This is a genomic window from Pseudomonas sp. NFACC10-1, assembly GCF_900119195.1.
Classification (GTDB): domain Bacteria; phylum Pseudomonadota; class Gammaproteobacteria; order Pseudomonadales; family Pseudomonadaceae; genus Aquipseudomonas; species Aquipseudomonas cerasi.
The window spans coordinates 18,448-44,373 of record NZ_FPJB01000006.1; the positions used below are offsets into that span (position 1 = coordinate 18,448).

Here is a 25,926-nt window from a genome sequence, read left to right on the forward strand (position 1 = left end):
GTGAAAACCTTGTTTAAAAAACTCATGACGCTATTGGGCAGCACCTGGTTCTGGTCGCTGCTGTTGATACTGACGCTGGCCGCCTGTATCTGGATGTTCGGTCCCCTGCTGGCGATGGCCGATAACAGGTTCTGGGAGAGTCCTGTTGTGCGTCTGGCAACTATCAGCGTGTTATTGCTGATCTGGGGCCTCGGAGTTGTATTTTCCAACTGGCGCAGCGGCTGGCAAAAAAGGCATGCGCAGGACAGCCACGAAGGTCAAGAGCTTCTGCGTAAGGCTGTTGCTGTGGAGAAAGAGCGCCTGGAGCTTGTGGGCCGGTTCAAGCATGCCTTGCGCGTGCTCAAGGATTCGGACCTGTATGGGGTATTAGGCGCTCGGGGCCGAAATGAGCTGCCGTGGTATGCGGTGATCGGCCCGCCGGGTAGTGGCAAGACCAGTCTGCTGGATTTTTCCGGGCTCGATTTTCCCTTGGACAGGCGCGGGCGCAGGCTGACGCACGATATGCGCAGCACCAGCAGTTGTGGCTGGTATTTCACTGAGCAGGCAGTTCTGCTGGACACTTCCGGGCGCTATCTCCAACAGCCCCTGCCCGAGGTCGACGGCAGCGCATGGAGCACGTTATTGGAGTTGTTGCGAAACCGCCACCGCGCGCATCCACTCAGCGGGGTGCTGGTGACACTGCCGGTCGACACTTTGTTTGACGAGCAAGACAAGCGCCTGGAAAAAATCGCCGAAGACGTGCGTGCCCGCCTGGACGACGTATTTCATCAGTTGCATGTCGATGTGCCGGTTTATCTGGTACTCACCAAGGCTGACTCGATAGCGGGCTTCGACGCCTTTTTCGATCAACTCTCCCGGGAAGAAAGTGAACAGGTCCTGGGCACTACGTTTCGGCAGGGCGAGCAAGGCAGTAATATCGATGTTCTCGGTAAGGCGTTCGATGCCTTGCTGCAGCGCCTTGGCAGTCAGGTTATTACCCGCATTCATCAGGAGCGGGACAGCCGACGCCGAGGAGAGATGCTTGAGTTTCCCAACCAGCTTCGAGGCATCGCATATCGACTGAGCGTCTTTGTCGAGCTGGCATTTTCCGGGAATCGCTATCAGCGGGCCAGCCAGTTTCGTGGATTTTATCTGACCCGAGCGCCGCAAGTTGTTCAGAACGATCAGCCATCCGACGGGGAAAGCGATACCGGCTCACCGACCTGCTATAGCGGAAAGGCGCGATTTATTCATGATCTGTTAAGACATGTGATTTTCCCTGAGGCTGATCTTGCGGTTCTCGATAAAACAGCACGCCGAAAGATTCAGTGGCGCCAGCGGGGTATGTGTTGCGCGGCGCTGTTGTGCCTGTCTGTGTTCGGCGTGCTGTGGGCGACCGGTTTCAATGCCAATCACGACAGGCTGGAAAGGCTGCGGGTTCTGGGCGAGCAGTGGGCGCAACAACGATCATCGCTAGGCGCCGAGGACGATCTGCTGACGGTCCTTGATAGCTTGAACACGCTTTATCTGGCAGCCCGAGTATTTCCGGATGGCGATGAGGTCGTTCTGTATGAACGCAGTGGCCTTTATCAGGGCAAACCTGCCAACGACGTTCTGATGCACACCTATCATGCCGAATTGCAGAGGCAGTTGCTGCCACGCGTGGCCCACATGATCGAGGCGCGCATAATGGCTAGCCTGGGGGATCGCGAGCAGTTGCTGGACAGCTTGCGTGCCTACCTGATGCTGGTCAAGGACGAGCACCGGGAACCCTCTGCACTGAAAACGTGGGTAGCGACCGACTGGTCAGTCCGTTATGTCGGTCATGAGCAGGCTCAGAACGAACTGGCTCAGCATTTCGAGCGTTTGCTTGCACAAACCTTCGCCTATCCGGTAAACGACGCGCTGGTGGCACAGGCCCGACAGGTACTTCGCAACGAGTCCTTTGCCAGCATTGTTTATCGAGTGCTGCGTGAAAGGGCGCGCGCACTCCCGGACTACAGTCTGGCTCACCATGTCGGCCCTCAGGCAGGTTTGTTGGCGGGTACTGAGTACCGAATCCCCGGACTCTACACCCGCCACGGTTATGAGCAATATTTCGTCACTCGTGGCACGGGTCTGGTGACCGAACTCATGCATGACAATTGGGTTCTGGGTGAGGGTGCGCAGCTCAATGCACAACAGCTGCGGGTGCTGATGGTCGAACTGGAAAAGCTGTATTTCCGGGATTATGCCGATTATTGGGCCGAGGCAATCGGACGGGTTTCGCTGCAACCCTTCGAGGGGCCAGGTGCGGCTGCGGTGCAGATGGCCGGGCTGACGGCAGCCCATTCGCCGTTGTTGCAATTACTGATCGAAGTACGTGAAAACACGCTTTTTCCCGTCCTTGCAGACAGTCTTGACGCGATGAAGGCTGAAGCTGATATGGCTGTATCGCGACCATCGCCACTCACTCAGGTGGCCGCGATTGGCGATAAGATTCAGCAGACGGTGACCGTCAGTCTGCCCGGGACGGCAAAGAAATCGTTGCAGCGCCGCTTTGATCCCTTACACCGTTTACTGGACGGCGATAATGGTCCGACTCCCGAACTGATTGCCGCATTGAGCGCGATCAATGAATTGCAGATGCAAATGGCTGCTTTGGGACGCTCCGGTCAGCCCGATCTTGCTGCCTACGAGATGGCAAAGGGACGAATGTCCGGACAGCGGGATGCACTGAGCAACCTGCGCAACGCGGCGACCGGCCTGGCGCAGCCTCTGGGCGGGTTGTTCCATACGCTCGCGGAGGATACCTGGAGCTTCGTGCTGTATCAGTCTCATCAATACCTCAACCAGCGCTACAAGGCCGAGCTTTACAGTTTCTACGAGCAGTCTCTCGACAAGCGCTATCCGTTTTATGCACACAGCAGCAGTGATGTGGCGCTTAATGATTTTCGCGAATTCTTCGGCTCGCAGGGGATGGCTGATCGCTTCTTTGATAATTATCTGAAGCCCTTCGTCAATGGCGATCCGGGGAGATACAAACTGCGCAGCATTGACGGCTACAGCCTGCCCATGAGCCGTGCCTATCTGGATCAGATGGCGGGTGTGCATCGAATCCGCAAAAGTTTCTTCGCCCATCGCACCCAAGAACCGCAGGTGCAGTTTACCCTCGAACCCTATACGCTCGATCCAGGTGTTCGCCGCGCAGAGTTCCGGCTGGGCGAGCAGTCACTGGAGTATCGACATGGTCCCATCGTGCCGACCTTGTTCAAATGGCCTGCTGATGCTGAAGAAGGACGTACGAGTCTGGTGATGGAAGGGATGGTTGGAAGGCCACTGGGGATTGAGAAGAGCAACGGTCCCTGGTCGCTGTTCCGCCTTCTGGATCTGATGCAGACCGAGCCTTTGAAAGGGCGCGATGTTCTGCTGCTCAAGGCCGACGTGGGCGGGATGCGCGCCGACTATCTGTTGTCGAGCCAGCGGGCACCCAATCCGTTTGATATGAGTGCGCTGCGCCATTTTCGTATGCCTGCGCAGCTGTGATGCCATTGAATGGACTGGAACGCTGATTAATTGAAAGGACCTCGCATGCTCAACCTGGACTGGCTTAGCAACCACATGCACCACAGCGACACGATGGCGCTGTGGCTACATCGGCAGTTCGATTACGAGTTTGCATCGCAATCACTCGCTGACTGGCAACTGGACTTTTCTCAAGGACAGGCAAATGGTCATTGGAAGTGCCTGATTGCCATGGAGGATGGAGAGTTGCTGGGCGGCGCATCGCTGGCCAGCGACGATCTGGCCGAGCGTCCGGATCTGGGGCCTTGGCTGGCGTGTGTTCTGGTAAAACCGGAAGCGCGAGGCCGGGGCGTTGCAGGACAGTTGATCGACGGCATTTGCAGTCATGCAAGGTCTGTCGGTATCACCACGTTGTATCTGCATACCCATGATCAGCACAGGTTTTACGCCAAGCGCGGTTGGCGGGTGTTGGGGCGTATTGAGGCGTGGGGCAAGGAGCACTATCTGATGTCGCGGGATCTCTAGAGATCCTGTGTTGTATCGGTATTTGGAGCGCTTATCGGCACGGGGATGAGTCTTGCGTTCAGGGTGACGCGGAGCGTCACGAACTGCATTCCCACGCGGAGCGTGGGGACGATGATCATTGCTCGAAACTCCGGTTTCTTGCTGAAGAAATACTCAGCGTTAGCCCTGTTTGTCAGTCAACCAACTGCACCAGACTCGGCTCAATCGCATCCGGACTCACCTCAATCACCGCCAGCGTCACCGGCAGTTTGAAACGCCGCCGTCCGGCGCTGCCCGGGTTCAGATACAGCGTGTCGCCGCGCCAGTCGATGAGGGGTTTGTGTGAATGGCCGGTAACGACCAGTTTCACGCTGTCATCCAATAACGCTGGAACATCGGCGATGTCGTGGACCAGCAGGACCTGCCAGCCGTCGATGTCGAAGCGCAGGTGATCGGCGATGGGTTTTGCCCAGTCTGCATCCATGTCGTTGTTGCCGCGCACGATGTGCAGTGGGGCGATGGCGGTCAGTTGCTCGACGATGTCCTGGCTGCCGATGTCACCGGCATGGATGATCTGTGCGCAGCCCTGTAGCGCAGCGATGGCTTCAGGACGGAGCAGTCCGTGGGTGTCGGAAATTACACCAACTTTCATACGGGGCCTCGGGTTGGGGGCAGGGTAGAAGCGCAGTGTAACGCGTTGCGCTTCTACGGCCAGTTACAGGATGCGCGTTATTGGCCACACCCAAGCGCCAATACCAGCCGCTCCAGCCCGATGCCAAACCCGGCACCCTCTCGATAGGCGCCGCCGCCAACTACTTGCTGCTGCGCGCCCAGGCGTGAACATCGCACCTCGAAGCCGTTGCCTTCCAGGTAGTAGCTCAGGCCCCGTTTCACGGCGGTATTGAGTTCATAGTCCAGGCCCAGCGAATCCAGAAAACCGGTGCAGATGGCCTGGCTGCGCAGCAACGCCTGCTGCGGTGAAGGGCTGAGGATTTCCAGCCCCAGCTGGGTGAATTCGCGGTAGCGTCCGGCTTGTGGCCGCTCGTAGCGATAACAGCGTGCCACGTAGAAAAACAGTGCCTCGCGTCGCCCCTCAAGCAGCGCTTCGCTGCGTTCCTGAAACAGCGCTGTGGCTTCGGGTATCAGGCAACAGGCGCGTCCGGCCTTGTCCTCGAAGGCCCACATCTGGCCGATAATTTCGCTGCCGCCGGCTTTTTCGATAAAGGTGTCCTGGCCCCATAAGGCCGGCACTATGGCTTCCTCAGCTCCGGCTTCGATGAAGATAGCTCCGGAAACGGTTTTCTGTGTCACGCAGGGTTGCGGCTTCTGTTCCGGTCACGATGCGGGTTCCGCGTAGCATGGTCATGGGGGATGATCTCCAGTTTTTTCAGGCAATAAAAAAGGCGCCGTGGGCGCCTTGGTCGGTTTCACTGATGAGTCAGAATGTGGATCTATATCTGGCCAATCGATGAGCACAAGCAACCGCAGCACCTTGAAGCGGGCTGTGGTGGTGATGTCGGTTGCTTTGGGGAAATTGATTCATGGCTGATCCTTGCATGCTTTAACGCATCGCTCAAGTCGCGGTGTTGACGGACACGGTTTATCTGAGCCGCGCCATGCTCAAGGCATCGACGAACAGGCCATCGCGCACCGCGTAGTTGCGCAGCCGGCCCTCTGTTTCGAAACCGAATTTGCGATACAGACCCTGGGCCGCTTCGTTGTCGACATACACGGTCAGTTCCACCCGGTGCAAGTTCATCCAGTTGTCTGCGATGTCCAGTGCGGTTGCCAGCAACTTCGAGCCGACGCCTTTGCTCTGCCAGGCCGATGCGACGCCCATGCCGATAGCGCCGACATGGCTTTGCCGACTGCGCGAATACTGCTCCAGGCCAATGCTGCCAATCACCTCGTTTCCATGGAGCGCGACCAGTTTCACGTGTCGCTCGGTACTGGCAGCCAGGCGTTTGCGCCAGACTTCAATGGACTGATAAGGCATTTGCAGCACCTGACGGCACACCGCAGGCTCGTTATAGAGCGCAGTGACACCTTCGAGGTGAATGTCGGCCATGCGCTGGATGAGGATTTGCGGGGCAGGGGCGTGCACGTTGATTCTTTCCTTGAATTGCATATCAGGCGTTCGTTCGAGGCACTTTGGCAGCGGATCATGCTGGCCGCAATGGGTAAAATTGAGATCGGCGCCACCGCGACTCAAAAAGTAATGCATTTAAAACAACCGAATTGAATGAGTGCCAGCGACACCGCCATTCTGTTCGCACTCATCAAACAAGGAATGACCCTGCCAATGACGGAGCAAAAAATTTACGGTGTTGAAGGCGAAAGCGAGGACTTTCGTGTCGCGGTTGCCAGTGCGCAGCGCACCTTCAGATTCTTCTGGCGCGAGATGTCCTGGGAGCGTCGCCGAATTGTGAAAGCGCTGGACCTGGCTGCGGTAAAGGTGTCCTTCACGACTGACTCAGCCGATCCCGACAGCCCATCGGTTGAGAACATGTGGGTCACGGATATCGATTTCGACGGCCTGACCCTCTCGGGCATTCTCATGAATGAGCCTGTGTGGGTGAGTTCGATCAATGTCGGGGACCCTGTGTCGGTTTCCCTGGAGCGCTTGAATGACTGGGTCTATGTGTTTGGCGGTCGCGTATTCGGCGGTTTCACTATCGATGCCCTGCGGTCCGGCATGTCTGCGGCCGAGCGCATCGAGCATGACCAGGCGTGGGGGTTGGACTTTGGTGAGGCGGGGACCGTTATGCTTGTTCCGGCAGCAGAGGGCAAGTCACCGGTCTGCTTCTCTCGCGCACTGGACAGTGCAGCGGATAAACGTGCCTTGAACGAGCTGGGGCGGCTTGAGCATCCGATGGGACTGAACGCACAGGGTGCCGTGGAAGAGGGCCTTCGGGGTGATCCGGGTCTGGCCACTGACTACGACGACTCGGGCTGGCAAATGATCCATCGCGAAACCCTCGCCGGTAATTGCAATTTCGTCGCTACGCTTCTGTACATGGGGGCAGATTCTGCGGCGACCAACAGCAACGGCCATGACGTACTGACGCTTGCGCGTATTGCAGGATGGCCGAGAACCATCGAGCTGTTGGAGGGGGATCGGTCGAACCTTGAAAAGCACGTACAGCGTCGCGGTTTTCCAGCCTGGCCCATTGGGCTGACGATGTCGGTCATCGGGGTGGTCGGCCTTTATTTTGCTGCCTTGAGTCAGTCGACAGGTTCTCTGATTGTCAGAAACGATAGCCTTCTCAGCACTGGGCTTTTCATTGCCCTTGTCTGGTTCCTTGGCCAGGGTCTTATTCTCTGTACAGGTCCCTGGTATTTTCGACTCCGGGAGCGCACGCCGATATGGGGCAAGGCCAGAGCGCTGGATTTGCTGGCAATGCTTATCGGAGTATTGCTCGCTTTCTTCCTGCACGATCACTTGGGCAATTACCTGCATCCCCTTTAAAACGTCCCGAGCGAAAACAGGCTATTGCTTCCATTTCTTCATAAGTGTACCGTAGTGTTCACTTATGAAGAGGGTCGCACCATGTTAGCCACTTCGCTCGTTCAGCTGTCACAGGAGCCCATCAAGCCAGGTATCGGCGCGCGTATTTTCAACGGCAAGCAGGAACTGCTGTCGGGTCGATTCGCTGGGGAGATCCGGGAGCTGCTGGAGCAGCGAGGGGTGTTGGTGTTCCCGCAGATTCATTTCTCCGATGCAGAGCAAATTGCCTTTACCCGCACGCTGGGTACGTTCTGTCCTGAACCCGGCGATGGGCAGAACATCACCAGGATCAGCCTGGATGTGAAAGAGAACCCGGCAGGCGCGGAGTTTCTAAAGGGCTCGCTCTACTGGCACATCGACGGTACGAGCAGTGATTCACCCATTCTGGCATCGTTGCTGTCTTGCAAGGTGCCCGCCACGTGGGGAGGCAACACGGGGTTCTGTAACACTTACGCGGCGTACGAGGGGTTATCCAGCGCTGATAAACATCGTTACGAAAGCTTACGAGTAATTCACGCGCCATGGGCATCGTTACTCTATTACAATCCAGAGCCTGGCCTTGCGATGCTCGAGGCCATGCAGGCTATCGGCGAGAAGGAGTTGCCGCTGGTCTGGAAGCACCGATCCGGGCGCAAGTCGCTGATTCTGGGCTGCACTGCGCAGCAGGTCGTTGGCGTCGGCCTGGCGCAAAGTGCGCGGATTCTGGTCGGCCTTCGCGAATGGGCCACGTCCGAGGCGTTCAGTTACAGCCATGTATGGCAGGTCGGTGACCTGGTGATATGGGACAACACCGGCACCATGCATCGGGCGGAAGCCTATGACCCTGAGTGCGGGCGAATGATGCACCGTACCAAGTTGCAGGGCGAAGAGCCCTTCGCCTGATGCGCCGACCGCGAGAGCAGGGCGCCGCCCTGGCTTTTATACTGAGTAGCTCATTGTGAGCCACATCGTTTTGCCGGAATTGGAGAAACGAGAATGTGCAGACCTAAAGAACCCATTGCGGGTATTTTTCTGTTGTTGGTCCTGGCCGCAGGTGGTTGGGCGGCTCAGGAGCCGTTTCCCCATTTCGGGATTGATCTGCCTGCCGAAGCCTTGCTGGATGGCGATCACCCGGTCACACCTGTGCCGCCCCGATATCGCCTGCAACTCGACGAAGGCCAGTTCAGCAGCGCCTTGTTAGAGTCCGTGCCCCTGTATGCGCTGGCAGAGCAGCCTGTCAGCCCGTGAGCCGACAGTGCTGCTTCAGTGCGCAGGCCCGGGTCACCTGCCTTCGTTGATGTTGGCGAAGAAAATGCACCCGATCAAGCGGGCGAACAGGGTCAGGGTTTCCGCCAGATCGGGGTCGTCAAACAGCGTCGGGCTTGAGTCCAGCGCGCACAACGCGCCATACAGTTGTCCGTCGGGAAGGTAGATCGGCACTCCGGCATAGCTCTCGATGGCGTAGCGTTTCACCACCGGCAGGTTCGCGTACCGGCCGTTCGTGCTTATCTGCGGCACGAACAGCGCTTCGGGGTTGACGCAAAACTCGTTGCAGAGCGTGGTTTCGAGTTTGAACACGTCGCCGTCGTCGATACCCAGGTCTGTCGGGTCATAGACAGAGCAGGCGATCCAGTCGGCATCGGTAAACTTGGCAATACCGGCGAAGCGCATGCCTGTCAGGCGGGTAACAAGTCGCAGCACATTGGTCGTGGCCTCGATCTCGGCAATTGCAGAGCGCTCCTCGATGGTCAATAAGCTGCTTTTTGAGGCGATCAATTCCAGACTCATGCACTTCTCCAGAATACCCAAATGTGCGTAAAGGCCCATGCTAACTGACTCGGATGGAAATGCCATCGGGGTGAACCATGCCCCAAGGGATTTATTTTCAAGCGAAATATTGACGCCAGTTTTAAAGTTTTAATCCGCGCTGCCGACATTTGTGAATTGTATAGATAGATGGCAAGGACAGGCCTCTTGCATTCCACTGATGACCAACAAAAGAGCGACTCCCTGTGATAAATACTCTGAGCAATATTTCGGTAAGGTCCAAGCTCGTGCTCGGGTTTGCTTTGGTCATCGTACTGACGGTGCTGATTGCGCTGACAGGCTGGACAGGCATTACTTCACTGAGTGAACGAAGCGAGCGAATTTCCGATATCGGCAAGCTGGGGGCGCTCACGCGAGATGTCCGCATAGCCCGATTGGCCTATTCGGTCAATTATGACGCCGAGCGCGCCAGCAACTGGCTGAAAGCACTCGAAAGTCTCGAAAATCATGTGAAGTACGCGCAGCAGGTGTTCGACTCGCCGTTGAATACACCGCTGGTCAATACTGCCGCAGATGCCTTGAAGGATTACCGCATCCACTACGACAACCTCATGCAGGCAACCGCTGCCCGTGAGGCGACCCGTTCGGTATTTGGCCAGTACGCCGATGCAGGCGCTGACGATTTGCAAAAACTGAACGCTATTGCCCGATCCGATGATGGTACTCCCGCGCAGCGCGATGCCATCGTGCAGGCGATGACGCTGTTCCAGAAAATGCGCTTCGACTTGCGTGGCTACACCTATTCGCTGAAATCGGAAAACCGTGCTCCAGCGGAAACATCGATGAACACGGTTATCGAGTTTGTCAGAAATCTGCAAGGTTTCGAGGGGCAGTCGGCGATCATCAAGCACCTTGTGGACTCTATGCTGAGCTACCAGAACACCTTGAATCAGTTCACCGCGGCGCAGGCCAGGATTGAGCAGGCTCAGGCAGGTATCACTAAAGACATCGGCATCCTGTTTGAATGCGCTGACAAACTGTCCGAGAATCAGGTCAACCTGAGAGTGGAAGATGTGAGCCAGGCCAAGATGCTGCTCTCTGTCTGGCTGATTGCAGCGTTGATCATGAGCGCCCTGGCAGCATGGGTTATTACCAACCTTATCGTAGGCCCGCTGCGTGAAACACTGAAACTGGCCGAACGTGTTGCTGACGGTGATCTGACGAACAACCAACTGGTCACCCGCAAGGATGAATTGGGTCAGTTGCAGGGCAGTATGATGCGCATGACCGGCAACCTGCGCGAGCTGATTGGTGGCCTGCGCGATGGCGTGACACAAATCGCCAGTGCCGCCGAGCAGTTGTCGGCTGTCACCGAGCAGACCAGCGCCGGCGTCAACAGTCAGAAGAACGAAACCGATCAGGTCGCCACTGCGATGCACGAAATGTCTGCGACCGTTCAGGAAGTCGCACGCAACGCAGAGCAGGCGTCACATGCTGCGGTCAACGCCTCCAAAGAAGCTCGCGAAGGCGACGGCGTGGTTTCCAAGGCTGTAGCGCAGATCGAGAAGCTCGCGACCGAAGTTACTCACTCCAAGTCCGCGATGGACGAGCTCAAGAACGAAAGCAACAAGATTGGTGGCGTACTCGATGTCATCAAGGCCGTTGCCGAGCAGACCAATCTGCTGGCCCTCAACGCTGCCATCGAAGCGGCGCGTGCGGGCGAAGCAGGCCGGGGTTTCGCGGTGGTGGCTGACGAAGTGAGAAGTCTGGCCCAGCGCACGCAGACGTCGACCGAAGAGATCGCGGCACTGATCAGCGGCCTGCATACCCGCACGGCGCAGGTAGCAACCATCCTCGACAACAGCCAGGCGCTGACTGCAAACAGTGTCGAGCTGACGCGCAACGCGGGTGTTTCCATCAATAACATGACTCAGGCGATCTCGACGATCGAGACGATGAACCATCAGATCGCCGCAGCCGCCGAAGAGCAGAGCGCCGTTGCCGAAGAGATCAATCGCAGTGTTCTGAATGTGCGAGACATCTCCGAGCAGACGGCTTCTGCGAGTGAAGAGACCGCTGCATCGAGCGTAGAGCTCGCTCGTCTGGGCGTGCATCTGCAAAGCCTGGTCAGTCGATTCCGGGTCTGACGTTCATTCCCGGTAAACCCCGGCGCGCACCATAAAGGCTGCGCGCCGGAGTCGACCCGGTGACCCTCCGGCGGTAACTTCTTACCGTCCCCAGAGCCCCGTCGCATACTCCACAAAACTTCTCAGCTTGGGCAATCGATAACGGTCCTGCACATACAGCAGGGTCGTCGGTCGTTTGGGCAAATGGTAGTTGGGGAAGAGTGCAATCAGCCGGCCCTCCTGCAGGTCTCGCTGCACCAGCGCATCCGGAAGCATCACTACCCCCAGGCCTGCCCGAGCCGCCTGATAAAGAGCGGCGGAAGTGTTGGCAACCATCGAACCGCTCACGTCCACCAGCACTTCGCCTTCGGCGCCGGTCATACGCCACTGCGTACCGGCCGTGCGCCATTCGTCTCCCGCCGGATAGGCGAACGCCAGGCAGTTATGCCCGCGAAGTTCCGCTGGATGGATCGGCGTGCCGTTGCGGGCCAGATAGTCCGGCGCGGCGCAGATGGTCAAGGTGTAGTCCTGCAAGGCGCGCGCGATCAGTGGCGAAGATTCTGGAATGTTGCCCAGGCGAATGGCGACGTCAAATCCATTGTCGATCATATCCAGACGCTGATTGGTCAGCACCAGATCGAGCTTGACCTCGGGAAAGCGCCGCGAGAATTCGACGAGCGCAGGTGCCAGCACCTCCGAGCCGAATGTCAGCGGCGCGGTGATGCGCAGTGTACCCGTGGGATCCCCCTGGGCCTGCTCGGCCAGTTGCTCGGACTGGGCCACCAACCCCAGTACTTCCAGACAACGCTCGTAATACGCGGTACCGAATTCCGTCAGACGCTGGCGACGTGTGGTGCGCTGTAACAGGCTGACGCCCAGGCGCTCCTCCAGTGCGCGCAGGTGATTGCCCACCATGGTGGTGGAAATCGAACACGCTTGCGCAGCCGCCGTCAGGCTGCCTGCCTCGACCACTTTCACGTACACCCGCATTGCCAGAAACAAATCCATTATCAATCTCAGCTTTAAAATGATTGAAGTATTTCGCTGTTTATCCATTTGAGGTGGTTAACGATACTGCAAAAACCGAAACATACCCAAGGAGCTTCACCTCATGACCGCCACCTGCCTGATGAGCACTTACCAACCTCTGGCCCTGAGTTTCACCCATGGTCTGGGCACACGTCTGTGGGACCGGAGCGGGCGCGAATACCTCGACGCCGTGGCGGGCGTGGCAGTGACCAATGTGGGGCACTCGCATCCGCTGCTGGTCGAGGCGATTCGTGATCAGGCGGGGCTGCTGTTGCACACGTCCAATCTGTACACCGTCGACTGGCAGCAGCGCCTGGCGCAGAAACTGACGGCCCTGTCGGGGCTGGACGCAGTGTTTTTCAACAATTCGGGTGCCGAGGCCAACGAGACTGCGCTCAAGCTGGCGCGCCTGCATGGCTGGCACAAGTACATCGAACGGCCTCTGGTCGTGGTCATGGAAAACGCCTTTCACGGCCGCACCCTGGGCACATTGTCGGCCAGTGACGGGCCGGCTGTGCGTCTGGGTTTCAGCACCTTGCCGGGCGATTACATCAAAGTGCCATTTGGCGATCTGGCGGCGTTCGACAAGGTTTGCATAACGTATGGGCACCGGATCTGCGCCGTGCTGGTCGAGCCGATCCAGGGCGAGGGCGGCGCGCAAGTGGCTCCGGCAGGGTATCTCAAGGCCTTGAGAGAGCGGTGCACGCGGCGTGACTGGCTGTTGATGCTCGACGAAATCCAGACCGGCATGGGCCGTACCGGCAAGTGGTTTGCCTTTCAGCATGAGGGCATCGTTCCAGACGTCATGACCCTGGCCAAGGGGCTCGGCAACGGCATACCGATCGGTGCCTGCCTGGCGCGGGGCAGGGCGGCGCAACTGTTCACGCCCGGCAGCCACGGCAGTACCTTCGGCGGCAATCCGCTGGCCTGCCGGGTCGGCTGCACGGTGATCGATATCATCGAACAACAGGCGCTGGTGGAAAACGCCGCACTGCAAGGCCGGCAGTTGCTGGACGGGCTGCGCAATGCGCTAGGAGCTCACTCGAACGTGCTGGACGTTCGTGGCCAGGGTTTGATGATCGGTATCGAATTGCGCCAGGCCATACCTGAACTGACACGCATCGCAGCCGAGGAACATGGTCTGCTGATCAATGTCACTCGGGGCAAAATCGTTCGCCTGTTGCCGCCCTTGGTGCTGGACGCCGCTGAAGTGGCGCAGATTGTCCAACGCCTGACGGCAAGCCTGGACAGCGCCTGTGATCGGTCGTTTGCACGCTCTGCCTGACGCAACGGATTAAGGAAAAGGATTACATCGGGCTGTACCGGGATGACCCATATGCGGTAGAACAGACCAGCATCGTGTCGGTCTGTACGCGATGGCTACCCAATGGATTTGAAAGGAGCCCACCATGTTAATCCGGTCCCTGACCCTCGCCACCCTGCTTGTCGCTGCCGGTACAGCGCTTGCTGCCGACAGCGACGGCCCTTTGGCACAGGAGCGCGGCAAGTCGCGTCCCTTGATCATCATCGCACCCAGCCAGGCTGATCCGGCGCTGGGTCACCTCAAGGACGCGCTGAAGGAACCTGCCAATCATAAAGATTTCACGGAGCGCAATATGGTGCTGTTCACGGTGGTGAATACTATCGGCGAACGTGACGGCAAAAGCATGGACCCGCAGTCGACCATGGCCTTGATTCGTGAATTGAAGCTGGGCGCAGGCGTCGGTACCAAGGTCATTCTGGTGGGCAAGGACGGCGAGAAAAAGATCGATAAAACTATCGGGAAGTCAGAATCCATAGACCTCAAAGAGATCTTTGCCACCATCGACCAGATGCCGATGCGAGAGCAGGAAGCCGTGGCGCCTGCTCCAGAGCCGCCAGCCAAGCCCGCGCCTGTCGAAAAACCGGGCAAACCGGTCAAGGGCGGGGCGCCCGGCAAGACGCTGGACGACTGAGTGAACGGCGTAGCGCGCGGCAATCGCGCGCTGCGCCTGACGCGCTGCTCAGGTCATTCGCCGCGAATGTACTGCTCGAGCTGCTTGATAAGACTCGCCTGTTCTGCAATGGCTTCCTTCACCAGGTCACCGATGGACAGCAGGCCCAGCAACTGCCCGCCTTCAACGACTGGCAGGTGGCGCAGATGGCTGTCGGTCATGATGCTCATGCACGCCTCGACGCTGCGCTGCGAGTCGACAGTAATCACTTTGCTGCTCATGATGTCCCTCACTGGTGTACCCACCGACGAGCGCCCCTTGAGGACCACCTTGCGCGCGTAGTCGCGCTCACTGATGACGCCCACCACTTCGTTGCCCTCGACCACCGGCAGCGCACCGATGTTCTTTTCAGCCATTAACCTGAGTGCGTCGAGCACCATCTGATCCGGGCCAATGGTATGCACTTGCTGGTTCTGCAGGTCTTTCAATTTCAGTAGCTGGGCGACAGTTTTCATGGGGCTCTCCGCGATCGGGACCTGGCTGGCTGTAGTGCATTGCCGGAACCACTACAGAATCATCCAGCGCGCAGCATCGAGCAAGCAGTAAATAAAGATCACGGGAATAGGAGGAATCAATTATCCACGCCCTCAATGTGCCGCTAATTCGCCTGCCAGACGCGCCTTTAGCTTCATAGCCAAGTAGAATCAATTGTTTCACCGGGCGGTCGAGGTAACAGCGTTGGATGTACAGCAGGGCTTTATCCTGAGTCGGCACTGGCAAGACACGCCCGCCGGGACCGAGGTCGACTTCTGGTTGGCCACCGATCAGGGGCCGCGCCATATCCGTCTGCCTTGCCAGCCTTCTGTCGCCTTTATTCCTGCCGAGCAGGGTGAGCGCGCCCGATCGTTATTGCGCACCGAACGTGGCGTAGAGCTGCGCCCGCTGGAACTCTGTGATTTCCGTCATCGCCCGGTGCTGGGTGTGTATTGTCAGCAGCACCGCCAGTTGATGAACATCGAAAAGCTGCTGCGCAGAGGCAACGTGGACGTCTACGAAGCGGACATTCGCCCGCCCGAGCGCTACCTGATGGAGCGCTTTATCACTGCGCCTGTGCAGTTTGGCGGCACGCTGGATGCCGATGGCGTGCTTTGTGACGCGCAGATCAGGCCATCGCCCGATTACCGTCCCAACCTGAAACTGGTCTCACTGGATATCGAAACCACGGCACGCGGCGAGCTGTATTCGATTGCACTGGAGGGCTGTGGGCAACGCCAGGTCTACATGCTGGGGCCGGCCAATGGTGGCGACGAGGCGCTGGATTTTCAGCTCGACTATTGCGATACCCGCGCGCAGTTGCTCGAACGCCTCAACGACTGGCTGGCGCTGCACGACCCTGACGCGATTATCGGCTGGAATGTCATCCAGTTCGATTTGCGCGTGCTGCACGAGCATGCCCAGCGCCTGCAAGTGCCGTTAAGGCTTGGACGTGGCGGTGAAGCGATGGGCTGGCGTGAGCATGGCAGCCGCAACAACCATTTTTTTGCCGAGGTGAGCGGGCGGCTGATTATCGACGGCATCGAGGCATTGCGCTCGGCGACCTGGAGTTTTCCGTCATTCAGTCTTGAATACGTCGCGCAGACCCTGCTGGGCGAGGGCAAGGCCATCGACACGCCTTATCAGCGCATGGATGAAATCAACCGCATGTTCGCCGAGGACAAGCCGGCGCTGGCGCGTTACAACATCAAGGACTGCGAACTGGTCACGCGCATCTTTGCCAAGACGCAACTGCTGACCTTTCTGCTTGAGCGCGCCACGGTCACCGGTCTGCCTGCCGACCGCAGCGGCGGTTCGGTTGCCGCTTTCTGCCATTTGTATATCCCGCTGATGCATCGTCAGGGTTTCGTTGCGCCCAACCTGGGCGAGCGCCTGCCGGAGGCCAGCCCTGGCGGTTTTGTCATGGATTCCCAGCCAGGGCTGTACGAGTCGGTGCTGGTGCTGGACTACAAAAGCCTTTACCCGTCGATCATTCGTACCTTTCTGATTGATCCGGTGGGCTTGATCGAAGGCCTGCGGCATCCGGCGGACAGCGAGTCGGTGCCAGGCTTTCGCGGTGCGCGCTTTTCACGCACACGTCACAGCCTGCCAGCCATCGTCGAGCGCGTGTGGCAAGGGCGGGAAGCCGCCAAGCGCGAGCAGAACGCGCCCTTGTCCCAGGCGCTGAAAATCATCATGAATGCCTTCTACGGTGTGTTGGGTTCGAGCGGCTGCCGCTTTTTCGATCCGCGCCTGGCTTCATCGATCACCCTGCGCGGGCATGAAATCATGCTCAAGACCCGCGACCTCATTCAGGCGCAGGGCTACACCGTGATCTATGGCGATACCGACTCGACCTTTGTCTGGCTGGGCCGCCCTCACGGACAGGAAGAGGCGGCAAGCATCGGCAAGGCGCTGGTGCAGCAGGTCAACCAGTGGTGGCGCGAGCACTTGCACGCCGAGTACGGTTTGCACAGCGCCCTTGAGCTGCAATACGAAACGCATTTTCGGCGCTTCCTGATGCCCACCGTGCGCGGTGCGGAGGAGGGCAGCAAGAAGCGCTATGCCGGTCTGGTGACCCGCGCTGACGGGTCCGAAGAGATGGTCTACAAGGGCCTCGAAACCGTACGCACCGACTGGTCGCCACTGGCTCAGCAGTTTCAGCAGGAACTGTACCTGCGGATCTTCAAGCGTCAGCCGTATCAGGATTACGTGCGTGACTATGTGCAGCGCACCCTGTCAGGCGAGCTGGATGACCTGTTGATCTACCGCAAGCGCCTGCGTCGCAAGCTCGATGACTACCAGCGTAATGTGCCGCCCCATGTACGCGCCGCGCGGCTGGCCGACGAATACAACGACCAGCAGGGGCGACCGCGTCAGTATCAAAGTGGCGGCTGGATCAGCTACGTAATGACCACCGCCGGGCCGGAGCCGCTGGAAATTCGCCACGCCCCGATCGACTACGATCACTACGTGACTCGTCAGTTGCAACCGCTGGCAGATGCCATCCTGCCGTTCGTTAACGACGATTTCAGCACCCTGATCGGTGGGCAGTTGGGGCTGTTTTAACGCGAAACCAGCTGCTCGGCGAGCCACGGTAATACCTGCTCGCAGGACGCCTGGATTTTCATTTCAAGCAATTCGTCGGCCCGGGTCTTGCCATGGTTGATGGCGATGACCGGCTTGCCCTGTTCGGCCATCGCCTTGCACAGGCGGAATGCCGACCAGGCCATCAGTGACGTGCCGACCACCAGCAGACCTTCAGCCTCTTCGACACTCTGCATTGCTTTGGCAGCGGTCTGCGCGGCGACGTTTTCACCGAAGAACACGACGTCCGGCTTGAGCCTGTCGCCTTCACAGTGCGGGCAGAGAGGCACCTTGAAGCTGGACTCGAAAGCCGGGTCGAGCAGGGTGTCGCCGTCCGGCGCCTGTGTCGCGTGGACGCCGATCAGATAAGGGTTTTGCTCCAGCATCTGCTCTTGAATGGTTGCCCGGTCGCTGCGCTGCTGGCAATCCAGGCACAGCACCCGGTGCAGGCTGCCGTGCAGTTCGATGACGTCCCGGCTTCCGGCCTGCGTGTGCAGTGCATCGACATTCTGGGTGATCAGTCCTGTGATAGCGTTTTCAGCCTGCAGAGCAGCCAGACCTCGATGCGCGGCATTGGCCTGTGCCGCGCGGATCCGCGGCCAGCCGAGCATCGCGCGTGCCCAGTAGCGCTGGCGCGCTGCGGGGTTGCCGAGAAATTCCTGATACATCATCGGCTGCTTGCCGCGCCGCACGCCGTCCTTGTCGCGGTAGTCCGGTATGCCGGATGCGGTGCTGATGCCTGCGCCGGTTACCACCAGAAACGGTTTGTCGGCCATCGCCTGGCATAGCGTGTCGAGCAGATGTCGAGTTGGGCTGTCGAGCATGTTTGAACCTCGGGTGGCTCTTGCGACTGGTCACCTTATCATCTGGCGCGCAGGCCACGTCGCGGCTGCCACAGCTGTGAGCCGCCGACGCAGAGGTTGGTTCAATCGCTGGTTTCTGGAAGAAGGCCCGGCAGCGGAACGCTACGCCGAGTGCTCCGCGTGGGCATGGCTTTGCGGACGCTCTGCGTCCGATCCTGAGGATGCCTTTGCCTCTCGCTCTCAATCCTTCAGCGCAATTTTCTTGCCGCGTCTGGCGGCGATGTCGCTGGCCTGGCCGTCACGCTGCTTGCCGGTGCGAGCCTGGGTGATGAGGGCCGGAATCAGCGGGCCTTCCGGCAGGTTTTTCCAGAAGCGCGAAGGGAAGTGGCCTTCCATGACCTTGGGGTTCAGGCGCGCAGGGTTGAAGATGTGGCTGTAGTAGGTCAGCCACAGTTCACCATGCGGGTCTTCCACCTGCCGGGCCATGGTCTGCCAGGCAGGCGGGCAGCGTCGCTCATGAATCAATTGCTGGCCGTCGTAATACACGCCGTCCTGAGGCGTAGCGATCATCCAGCGGTGCTGACCCATGCGGCCGATGAAATGCTCGCTGGCACTGAGCAGAATATCGTGGGCCGGTTCGTGCCAGGCCACGTACTGCGGGCGCATCAGGGCTTCGTCGTCAGCCACGGACGGCAGCGCGACAAATCGCAGGAACGCATGCAGATGATGGGCCTCGCGCCTTACCGATTTCAGGCGACGATGCAATTCACTGCCGAGCTTGTCGCCGGCCATCATCGCTGTGCGGTCGCCGTGAGTCACGCGCCACAGCACTTCGTACAGCAGGCTCCAGCGCTGATCGCCCCGGTAACGCGACGCGCTTTCCAGCAACTGCACCAGCTCCAGCGGAACCCTTGCCTGAAAAGGCCCGGCCTCCCTGGGATACTCTTCTTCGCTGCCGAACAGGTCGGCGGCATCCGGCGACTTCCAGCTGACCTGGCTGGGATCGATTTCATGGCTCAACAGCCAGCGAGCCTGTTGCCGCCAGGTATCGAACAGGTCGTCGCAGTCGAGGCAGATCATCCCCACAGCCCCATTTGCTGAGGCTGAGGCCGGTCGCGCAACTGGTGATGCAGGAACTCGCTGGTGGTTTCCGCATGCGGCGGATGGTAATCACTGGTAATGATGAACGGCTTGGCCTTGGCCAGTATGCAGCGCATGCGGGTGAGGTCTTCATAGCGGATGCGACGCTGTCTGCGCAGCTCGACCAGCCGCTGCGTAGTGCGAATGCCAATACCCGGCACCCTGGCGATCAGTGCCGGGTCGGCCTGGTTCAGGTCCAGCGGGAAAACCTGCCGGTTGCCCAGCGCCCAGGCCAGTTTGGGGTCAATGTCCAGCGCCAGATCACCGGGACCGTCGAGCAGTTCACCGGCAGTGAAGCCATATCCGCGCAGCAGAAAATCAGCCTGATACAGGCGATGCTCGCGCATCAGCGGCGGTGCCGCCAGGGGAACGCTGTTGGGGCTGTTGGGTATCGGGCTGAACGCAGAGTAGTAGACCCGGCGCAGCTTGAAGTTGCTGTACAGCGACTGCGCGCTGTGCAGGATGGTGCTGTCGTCGGTGGCATCGGCACCGACAATCATCTGCGTGCTCTGCCCGGCAGGCGCAAAGCGCGGCGAGCGAGGCTCGTTGCGCACCGTCTGCTCGCCGGTGTAGATCGTCTGCATGGCTTGCTTGATCGAGGCGACGTCTTTTTCCGGGGCGAGGGTCTGCAGGCTCAGGTCGGTCGGCAGTTCGATGTTGACGCTGAGGCGGTCGGCATAGCGGCCGGCCTTTTCGATCAGCGCCGGATCGGCGTCAGGGATGGTCTTGAGGTGGATGTAGCCGCGAAACTCATGTACCTCGCGCAACAGCCGGGCAACTTCGACCAGTTGCTCCATGGTGTAGTCCGCAGAGCGAATGATCCCGGAACTCAAAAACAGCCCGCTCACGCAATTGCGGCGATAGAAGTCCAGCGTCAGGGTGACCACTTCTTCGGGACTGAAGCGCGCTCGTGGCACATCGCTGGAGCGGCGGTTGACGCAGTATTGGCAGTCGTAAAGACAGAAGTTGGTCAGCAGGATTTTCAGCAGCGACACGCAACGCCCATCTGGCGTGTAGCTGTGGCAGATGCCCATGCCATTGGTAGAGCCGAGCCCGGACTTATCCTGCGAGCTGCGCTTGGGTGCTCCACTGCTGGCGCACGACGCATCGTACTTGGCGGCGTCTGCCAGAATGCTGAGCTTATCGATAAGCTGCATGAAGTGCCCCTTGACTGTTTGTATATACAGTATAGGGGCGCGCGCGGTGTCACAAGTACCGCACGGCGGAGTTCTGCGGGGCGATGCCGAATCGGATTCACGCAGGCTTTGATCTACATGAGTGGAAAGCAAGGTGCCAGCATGAATGTTATTTAATAACACGTACGTGTTTGGTATGTAATACTGTAACAAATAGTTGCAGGTTACTTTTACTTGAAAAATTCTTCTGACGCTTCGACAGCAAGCGCTTCGATAGCAGGCTCCGTGATGGCCCAGTCTGCCTGGAAGCGGGTCCTGTTTTCCCTGGCGATACTGATATTGCTCTGGCTGGCGATTGGCTGGTCGGTGGCAGTTCCATGAGTGCGGCCATCGCTCTGGAAAACCTCACGGTGGCGTACGAGCGCCGCCCTGCAGTGCACCACATCAGCGGGCGCTTCGAAGCCGGTAGTCTGACGGCTATTGTCGGGCCCAACGGCGCGGGTAAATCGACGCTGATCAAAGCCATCGCCGGCACCATGAAGCCTGCTCAGGGACGCGTCGATCGGGGGCGTCTGGCAACCCGCACGATTGGCTATCTGCCGCAGGCTGCGGAAATCGATCGCAGCTTTCCGTTGAGCGTCGCCGATACGGTGTCGATGGGCGCCTGGCACAGCATCGGCCCGTTTCGCAGTCTGACTCGCAATCATGCGCGTCTGACCGGCGAGGCGCTGATGACCGTCGGCCTTGAGGGGTTTGAAGGGCGTAGCGTGGGCTCGCTGTCGTCGGGTCAGTTTCAGCGGGTGCTGTTCGCCCGACTGTTGTTGCAGGACGCCTCGGTGATCCTCCTGGATGAACCGTTCACCGCCATCGACGCGCGCACCACGCGTGATCTATTACAGCTGGTTCGCGCCTGGCACGGTCAGGGGCGTACGGTGATTGCCGTACTGCACGATATCGAACAGGTTCGTCAGCACTTTCCGCAAACCTTGCTGATGGCTCGCGAAGCCATCGCCTGGGGCGAGACAGCCCAGGTGCTCAGCGTTGCCAACCTGCGCAAGGCGCGCAACATGGCCGAGTACTGGAGCCCGGATGCCTTGCTGTGTGATGCCGAGGACGACGACGCATGATGCTCTATAGCCTGGTGGTCGAGCCTTTTATCGAATTCGGTTTCATGCGCCGTGCACTGGTGGCGTGTCTGGCACTGGGCATCGGCTCGGGGCCGGTCGGCGTGCTGTTGATGTTGCGGCGCATGAGCCTGGTGGGCGATGCGATGAGCCATGCGGTGCTGCCGGGCGCAGCGGTGGGCTTTATGGTCGCCGGGCTGTCGTTGCCGGCAATGGGCTTCGGCGGCCTGATCGCCGGGCTGGCAGTGGCTTTGCTGTCCGGTCTGGTGAGTCGACTGACCTCGCTACGCGAAGACGCCAGCTTTGCCAGCTTCTATCTGACCTCGCTGGCCGCCGGGGTGCTGATTGTCTCGCTGCACGGTTCCAGCGTCGATCTGCTGCATGTGCTGTTCGGCACCATTCTGGCCATCGATGACACCGCTATTTACATGGTCGGCAGCATTGCCTCCTTCACCCTGATTCTGCTGGCAATCATCTATCGCCCACTGGTACTGGAGTGCTTCGATCCGGGCTTTCTGCGTGCGGTCGGCGGGCGCGGCTCGCTGTACCACGTTCTGTTTCTGCTGCTGGTGGTGCTCAACCTGGTCGCAGGCTTTCAGGCGCTGGGCACCTTGATGGCCGTGGGCATGATGATGCTGCCGGCAACCGCGGCACGTTTCTGGACCCACTCGCTGAGTGGCCTGATGGTGATTTCGACGCTGCTGGCGACCTTGTCCGGGCTGATCGGGCTGATCGTTTCCTACCACCTTGGCGTCGCCTCGGGGCCGGCCATCGTGCTGACGGCCAGTGCGTTCTACGGCATCTCCCTGTTGTTCGGGCGCACGGGCATCGTGCGTCGGCTGTTCCCCAAACCTCACCTGGCTCACTGAAAAAGGTACGTCATGAAACGATTGATGATGTTGAGTTCCCTGGCTGCACTGGCGCTGTCGGCATTCGCCAGCCTGGCCCAGGCCAAACCGCTGGAAGCCGTTGCCTCGTTCACAGTCATTGCCGACATGGTCAGTACGGTCGGCGGTGACCGTGTGCACGTCAAATCGCTGATCGGTCCGAACGGCGATCCACACGTTTACGAGCCCACACCGAGTGACGCCCAGGCGCTGAAAAATGCCGATCTTGTATTTGTCAGCGGCCTGCATCTTGAGGGCTGGATGGATCGTCTCATCAAGGCTTCAGGTTACAAGGGGCAGCCGGTGGTACTGTCGGAGGGCATCAAGACCCGCAGCATGGATGAGGACGGCAAGCGCATTGTCGACCCGCATGCCTGGAACAGCGCGGCCAATGGCGTGATTTATGTGCGCAACATCATCGCAGCGCTGAAGAAAGCCGATCCGGAAGGGGCCAGCGTGTATCAGGCCAATGGTGATCGCTACATCGTTGAGTTGCAGCAGCTGGATAGCTATGCACGTGATCAGATCCGTTCGATTCCGGCTGCCAGACGCAAGATCCTCACCTCTCATGACGCGTTCGGCTACTTCGGCGATGCCTACGGGGTGAACTTCCTGTCGCCGCTGGGCTTGTCTACCGAATCTGAGGCGTCGGCCGCCGATGTTTCGAAACTGATCCGTCAGATCAAGACCGAACATGTCAGTGCCTACTTCTTCGAAAACTCCAGCGACCCGCGTCTGGTCAAGCAGATAGCCGAAGCCAGTGGCGCTCAACCAGGGGGTGAACTGTACGTGGAATCCCTGTCGCCAGCCGACGGCCCGGCGTCAACCTACGCGAAGATGTTCCGTTACAACGTCGATACCCTGACTGCGGCAATGAAGCGCAATCAGTGAGCCTGAACTGCCCGGCGCCCTGATTGCAGGCGCCGGGCAGCTCAACGCTTCAGTCGTTGAGGAATTTGAACACAGTGGTCTGGGTGTACGCCTTGCCAGGATCCAGTCGGGTGCTGGGGAATTGCGGCTGGTTGGGCGCATCGGGGTAATGCTGCGTTTCCAGAGTAAAGGCGCCCCAGTGCGGGTAGACCTTGCCAGCCTTGCCGTGAATGCTGCCATCCAGGAAGTTACCGGTGTACAGCTGCACGCCAGGCTCTGTGGTGAACAGCTGCAGTCGGCGGCCTGATTGCGGGTCGCTGACCTCGGCGGCCAGTTTCTTCACGTCCCCCTTGGTGTCGAGCACCCAGTTGAAATCAAACCCGCCTTGCTTGGGTTCGGCGTATTTCAACTGTTGATGATCATCCTTGATGTGTTTGCCGAACGCGGTGGGCTTGAGGAAGTCCATGGGCGTGCCGGCGACAGCAGGCAGTTCTCCGGTCGGGATCAGCTTGTCGTTGACCGGGGTGTAGTGCGAGGCGTGGAGGGTGGCGACCTGTTTGAGCACATCACCACTGCCCGCGCCGGCCAGATTGAAATAACTATGGTTGGTCAGGTTCAGCACCGTCGGTTTGTCGGTGGTAGCGCGGTAGTCGATCTTCAGCTCGTTTTTTTCATTCAGGCTGTAGGTCACTTCAGTCAGCAGGGCTCCTGGAAAACCCATCTCGCCGTCCGGCGACAGGTAGGTCAGCTTCACGCCAACCGAATCACCGGTCCTGGTTTCTTCTGCCTTCCACAAGCGCTTGTCAAAACCCTGCGTGCCGCCGTGCAGCGCGTTGGTCTTGTCGTTGAGCGGGACCTGATAGGTTTTGCCATCCAGACTGAATTTGCCGCCTGCCAGGCGGTTGCCGAAGCGGCCGATGGTCGCGCCGAAATAAACCGTACCGTTGTTCTGATAGCCCTGAACATCGTCGAAACCCAGGACGATGTCTTCGACCTTTCCGGCCTTGTCAGGTACCAGCAGCGATTGCAGCGTCGCGCCGTAGGTGATGATGCTGGCCTGCACGCCGTGACTGTTGCGCAGGGTGTATTTTTCGACGGCAGAGCCGTCGGGCAGTTGGCCGAACGCGCTGTGTTCGCTGGAGAGTGCGGCGGCCTGTGCGGTCAGGGTGCTGATCATCAAGGACAGTCCAAGGGTGCTGAGGAGCGCATGTTTTTTCATCTAATCTGCCTGCTTTTATTGTTATTGGTAAGACTATTTGATCGGATTCAAGCCGATGCATGGATGTATAGCCTATAAAATGAAGCTTGAAAAATAAATTGTAATACTATTTAGTAGTGCCATCGTCGCTGAAGGCTTGTGACTCACCTTAGCCGATCTGCCGTTTTTTTTGCCATGCAGCCTGAAATCCGTGCAACGGGTCAGCGCAGGCAGAGGTTGGACAAGACAGCGACACAAACATCCAAAAGTGCCTTTACAACAATAACAAAGGACATTTTTCATGAACTGGCTGCCCGTTTCCGAGCACCGTTTCAAGCTGGCCGAAGGCTCCTTCTGGGATGCCGAGGAGCAGGCTTTGTACTGGGTCGACATTTCCGGGTTCCTGGCGTGTCGGCTGGTCGCCGGGCAGATCCGCCAATGGCGCATGCCGGAGCCGGTTTCTGCATTTATTCCGACCGAGCAGGGTGATGCACTGGTGACACTGGCCAGCGGCGTTTATCGCCTGGACCTGGACTCCGACAAGACTTCTTTAGTGCCGTTCTGCGTGGCAGACCCCACACCTGGCAATCGCGCCAACGAGGCGCGGTGCGATGCGCGCGGCCACCTTTGGCTTGGCAGCATGCAGAACAACATCGATGCCGAGGGCGGCGACGTGCCTCTGGTGCGTCGTTCAGGCGGGTTGTTCCGCGTTGCACCTGATGCTCGCGTGACCCGTTTGCTGGACGGGCAGGGCATCGTCAACACCCTGTTGTGGAATGACGAGGGTAGCGTGCTGTACAGCGCCGATACGCTGGACGACGTCATTTATCACTATCCGGTGCTCGCAGACGGTGCTTTGGGGCCACGCAAGGTATGGGCTGCAAAACATGATCGAGGCTCACCCGACGGCTCGGCGATGGATGCCGAAGGGTATGTCTGGAATGCGCGCTGGGGTGGCAATTGCCTGATCCGTTTTGCCCCGGATGGCAGTGTTGACCGGGTTGTGGAGCTGCCGGTCAGCCATCCCACCAGTTGTGTATTCGGCGGTCCTGACCTGGAAACGTTGTACGTCACCAGTGCCGCACCTGCCGATGCACAGGGTCGTTTCGATGGCGCGCTGCTGATGGCGCAGATCGGCGTCAAGGGCACGCCGTGTCAGCGTTTCGCCGGTTGATAAGCGTATCGCGCCGCCGTCTTTTTTGACGGCAGCGTGATGGTAGATGCAAGGGTGACATTCGGTTACATAGCGGTCACCCGTTATATGGTATGACTATTTGACCGGTTTCGGACGCATTCGCGTTCTCGACCGCCACCTCGC

The 25,926-nt window shown here is 59.1% G+C and carries 22 protein-coding genes and 2 pseudogenes; 14 read left to right on the forward strand and 10 right to left on the reverse strand.

The window, feature by feature from the left end:
* Together tssM and BT119_RS17545 are read left to right on the forward strand one after the other, a co-directional pair.
* Nucleotides 1-3,504: a type VI secretion system membrane subunit TssM gene (tssM, locus tag BT119_RS17540; protein WP_072366484.1), complete on the forward strand. Its 3,504-nt coding sequence runs from the start codon at nt 1-3 to the stop codon at nt 3,502-3,504.
* Between the two features lie 45 nt (nt 3,505-3,549).
* Nucleotides 3,550-4,008, forward strand: coding sequence for a GNAT family N-acetyltransferase (locus tag BT119_RS17545; protein ID WP_058397022.1), 459 nt, complete (start codon nt 3,550-3,552; stop codon nt 4,006-4,008).
* A gap of 172 nt (nt 4,009-4,180) precedes the next feature.
* Here BT119_RS17545 and BT119_RS17550 read toward each other — a convergent pair whose 3' ends face one another.
* The 3 genes from BT119_RS17550 to BT119_RS17560 form a co-directional block, all read right to left on the reverse strand.
* Entirely contained in the window at nt 4,181-4,639 is a 459-nt protein-coding gene (locus BT119_RS17550) for a metallophosphoesterase family protein (protein WP_072366486.1), read from the reverse strand.
* Between the two features lie 77 nt (nt 4,640-4,716).
* Entirely contained in the window at nt 4,717-5,298 is a 582-nt protein-coding gene (locus tag BT119_RS17555) for an ATP phosphoribosyltransferase regulatory subunit (RefSeq protein WP_032609613.1), read from the reverse strand.
* Nucleotides 5,299-5,587: 289 nt separating this feature from the next.
* The gene (locus BT119_RS17560; protein WP_025990900.1) at nt 5,588-6,091 is read right to left on the reverse strand and encodes a GNAT family N-acetyltransferase; all 504 of its coding nucleotides are present in this window, start codon (nt 6,089-6,091) and stop codon (nt 5,588-5,590) included.
* Between the two features lie 198 nt (nt 6,092-6,289).
* Here BT119_RS17560 and BT119_RS17565 point away from each other — a divergent pair, with 198 nt between their 5' ends.
* From BT119_RS17565 to BT119_RS17575, 3 genes are all read left to right on the forward strand, one after another.
* Nucleotides 6,290-7,456, forward strand: coding sequence for a YegJ family protein (locus BT119_RS17565; protein WP_256573025.1), 1,167 nt, complete (start codon nt 6,290-6,292; stop codon nt 7,454-7,456).
* A gap of 81 nt (nt 7,457-7,537) precedes the next feature.
* On the forward strand, nt 7,538-8,377 hold the full coding sequence (locus tag BT119_RS17570) for a TauD/TfdA dioxygenase family protein (protein ID WP_054081535.1): 840 nt from the start codon (nt 7,538-7,540) through the stop codon (nt 8,375-8,377).
* 93 nt (nt 8,378-8,470) lie between these two features.
* Nucleotides 8,471-8,722 (forward strand): hypothetical protein, encoded by a 252-nt coding sequence (locus BT119_RS17575; protein ID WP_003369126.1) that lies wholly within the window; start codon nt 8,471-8,473, stop codon nt 8,720-8,722.
* A 33-nt stretch (nt 8,723-8,755) separates the two neighbouring features.
* Here BT119_RS17575 and BT119_RS17580 read toward each other — a convergent pair whose 3' ends face one another.
* Entirely contained in the window at nt 8,756-9,262 is a 507-nt protein-coding gene (locus BT119_RS17580) for a GAF domain-containing protein (RefSeq protein WP_072366490.1), read from the reverse strand.
* Between the two features lie 224 nt (nt 9,263-9,486).
* On the opposite strand from BT119_RS17580, the pseudogene BT119_RS27915 reads away from it, so the two are divergent.
* Both BT119_RS27915 and BT119_RS27920 read left to right on the forward strand, forming a co-directional pair.
* Nucleotides 9,487-10,533 (forward strand): annotated as a pseudogene (locus tag BT119_RS27915) (methyl-accepting chemotaxis protein); the annotation flags it as partial.
* A gap of 255 nt (nt 10,534-10,788) precedes the next feature.
* A pseudogene (locus BT119_RS27920) lies at nt 10,789-11,388 on the forward strand (methyl-accepting chemotaxis protein); the annotation flags it as partial.
* 81 nt (nt 11,389-11,469) lie between these two features.
* Here BT119_RS27920 and BT119_RS17590 read toward each other — a convergent pair.
* Nucleotides 11,470-12,375 carry a LysR family transcriptional regulator gene (locus BT119_RS17590; RefSeq protein ID WP_003434255.1) on the reverse strand — a complete coding sequence of 302 codons (906 nt, stop codon included), beginning with the start codon at nt 12,373-12,375 and terminating at the stop codon, nt 11,470-11,472.
* Nucleotides 12,376-12,478: 103 nt separating this feature from the next.
* On the opposite strand from BT119_RS17590, the gene BT119_RS17595 reads away from it, so the two are divergent.
* The gene (locus BT119_RS17595; protein ID WP_003434252.1) at nt 12,479-13,681 is read left to right on the forward strand and encodes an aspartate aminotransferase family protein; all 1,203 of its coding nucleotides are present in this window, start codon (nt 12,479-12,481) and stop codon (nt 13,679-13,681) included.
* 124 nt (nt 13,682-13,805) lie between these two features.
* Nucleotides 13,806-14,351 carry a DUF4174 domain-containing protein gene (locus BT119_RS17600; RefSeq protein ID WP_003434251.1) on the forward strand — a complete coding sequence of 182 codons (546 nt, stop codon included), beginning with the start codon at nt 13,806-13,808 and terminating at the stop codon, nt 14,349-14,351.
* Nucleotides 14,352-14,404: 53 nt separating this feature from the next.
* Here BT119_RS17600 and BT119_RS17605 read toward each other — a convergent pair whose 3' ends face one another.
* Nucleotides 14,405-14,845 (reverse strand): CBS domain-containing protein, encoded by a 441-nt coding sequence (locus BT119_RS17605; RefSeq protein WP_003434249.1) that lies wholly within the window; start codon nt 14,843-14,845, stop codon nt 14,405-14,407.
* Nucleotides 14,846-15,068: 223 nt separating this feature from the next.
* Here BT119_RS17605 and BT119_RS17610 point away from each other — a divergent pair, with 223 nt between their 5' ends.
* Nucleotides 15,069-17,432, forward strand: coding sequence for a DNA polymerase II (locus BT119_RS17610; protein WP_072366492.1), 2,364 nt, complete (start codon nt 15,069-15,071; stop codon nt 17,430-17,432).
* Here the strand turns inward: BT119_RS17610 and BT119_RS17615 are convergent.
* The 3 genes from BT119_RS17615 to BT119_RS17625 all read right to left on the reverse strand — a co-directional run bounded on the left by BT119_RS17615 (nt 17,429) and on the right by BT119_RS17625 (nt 20,550).
* On the reverse strand, nt 17,429-18,274 hold the full coding sequence (locus BT119_RS17615; RefSeq protein WP_003434245.1) for an NAD-dependent protein deacetylase: 846 nt from the start codon (nt 18,272-18,274) through the stop codon (nt 17,429-17,431). The genes BT119_RS17610 and BT119_RS17615 overlap by 4 nt on opposite strands.
* 219 nt (nt 18,275-18,493) lie before the next feature.
* On the reverse strand, nt 18,494-19,333 hold the full coding sequence (locus tag BT119_RS17620) for a TIGR03915 family putative DNA repair protein (RefSeq protein ID WP_003369140.1): 840 nt from the start codon (nt 19,331-19,333) through the stop codon (nt 18,494-18,496).
* A complete protein-coding gene (locus BT119_RS17625; RefSeq protein WP_003434243.1) occupies nt 19,330-20,550 on the reverse strand; it encodes a putative DNA modification/repair radical SAM protein in 1,221 nt (406 codons plus the stop codon). The genes BT119_RS17620 and BT119_RS17625 overlap by 4 nt, the downstream gene beginning before the upstream one ends.
* A 356-nt stretch (nt 20,551-20,906) precedes the next feature.
* On the opposite strand from BT119_RS17625, the gene aztA reads away from it, so the two are divergent.
* The 3 genes from aztA to BT119_RS17640 are packed head-to-tail and all read left to right on the forward strand — an operon-like array spanning nt 20,907 to nt 23,431.
* The gene (gene aztA, locus BT119_RS17630) at nt 20,907-21,656 is read left to right on the forward strand and encodes a zinc ABC transporter ATP-binding protein AztA (RefSeq protein ID WP_003369147.1); all 750 of its coding nucleotides are present in this window, start codon (nt 20,907-20,909) and stop codon (nt 21,654-21,656) included.
* Nucleotides 21,653-22,522 (forward strand): metal ABC transporter permease, encoded by an 870-nt coding sequence (locus BT119_RS17635; RefSeq protein ID WP_003410031.1) that lies wholly within the window; start codon nt 21,653-21,655, stop codon nt 22,520-22,522. The genes aztA and BT119_RS17635 overlap by 4 nt, the downstream gene beginning before the upstream one ends.
* Nucleotides 22,523-22,534: 12 nt before the next feature.
* Nucleotides 22,535-23,431, forward strand: coding sequence for a metal ABC transporter substrate-binding protein (locus BT119_RS17640; protein ID WP_054081516.1), 897 nt, complete (start codon nt 22,535-22,537; stop codon nt 23,429-23,431).
* Between the two features lie 49 nt (nt 23,432-23,480).
* Here BT119_RS17640 and BT119_RS17645 read toward each other — a convergent pair whose 3' ends face one another.
* Nucleotides 23,481-24,629 carry an aldose epimerase family protein gene (locus BT119_RS17645; RefSeq protein ID WP_072366494.1) on the reverse strand — a complete coding sequence of 383 codons (1,149 nt, stop codon included), beginning with the start codon at nt 24,627-24,629 and terminating at the stop codon, nt 23,481-23,483.
* A gap of 280 nt (nt 24,630-24,909) precedes the next feature.
* On the opposite strand from BT119_RS17645, the gene BT119_RS17650 reads away from it, so the two are divergent.
* Nucleotides 24,910-25,782, forward strand: a complete 873-nt coding sequence (locus BT119_RS17650) for an SMP-30/gluconolactonase/LRE family protein (protein WP_058416143.1) — start codon at nt 24,910-24,912, stop codon at nt 25,780-25,782.
* Nucleotides 25,783-25,926: the final 144 nt, after the last annotated feature.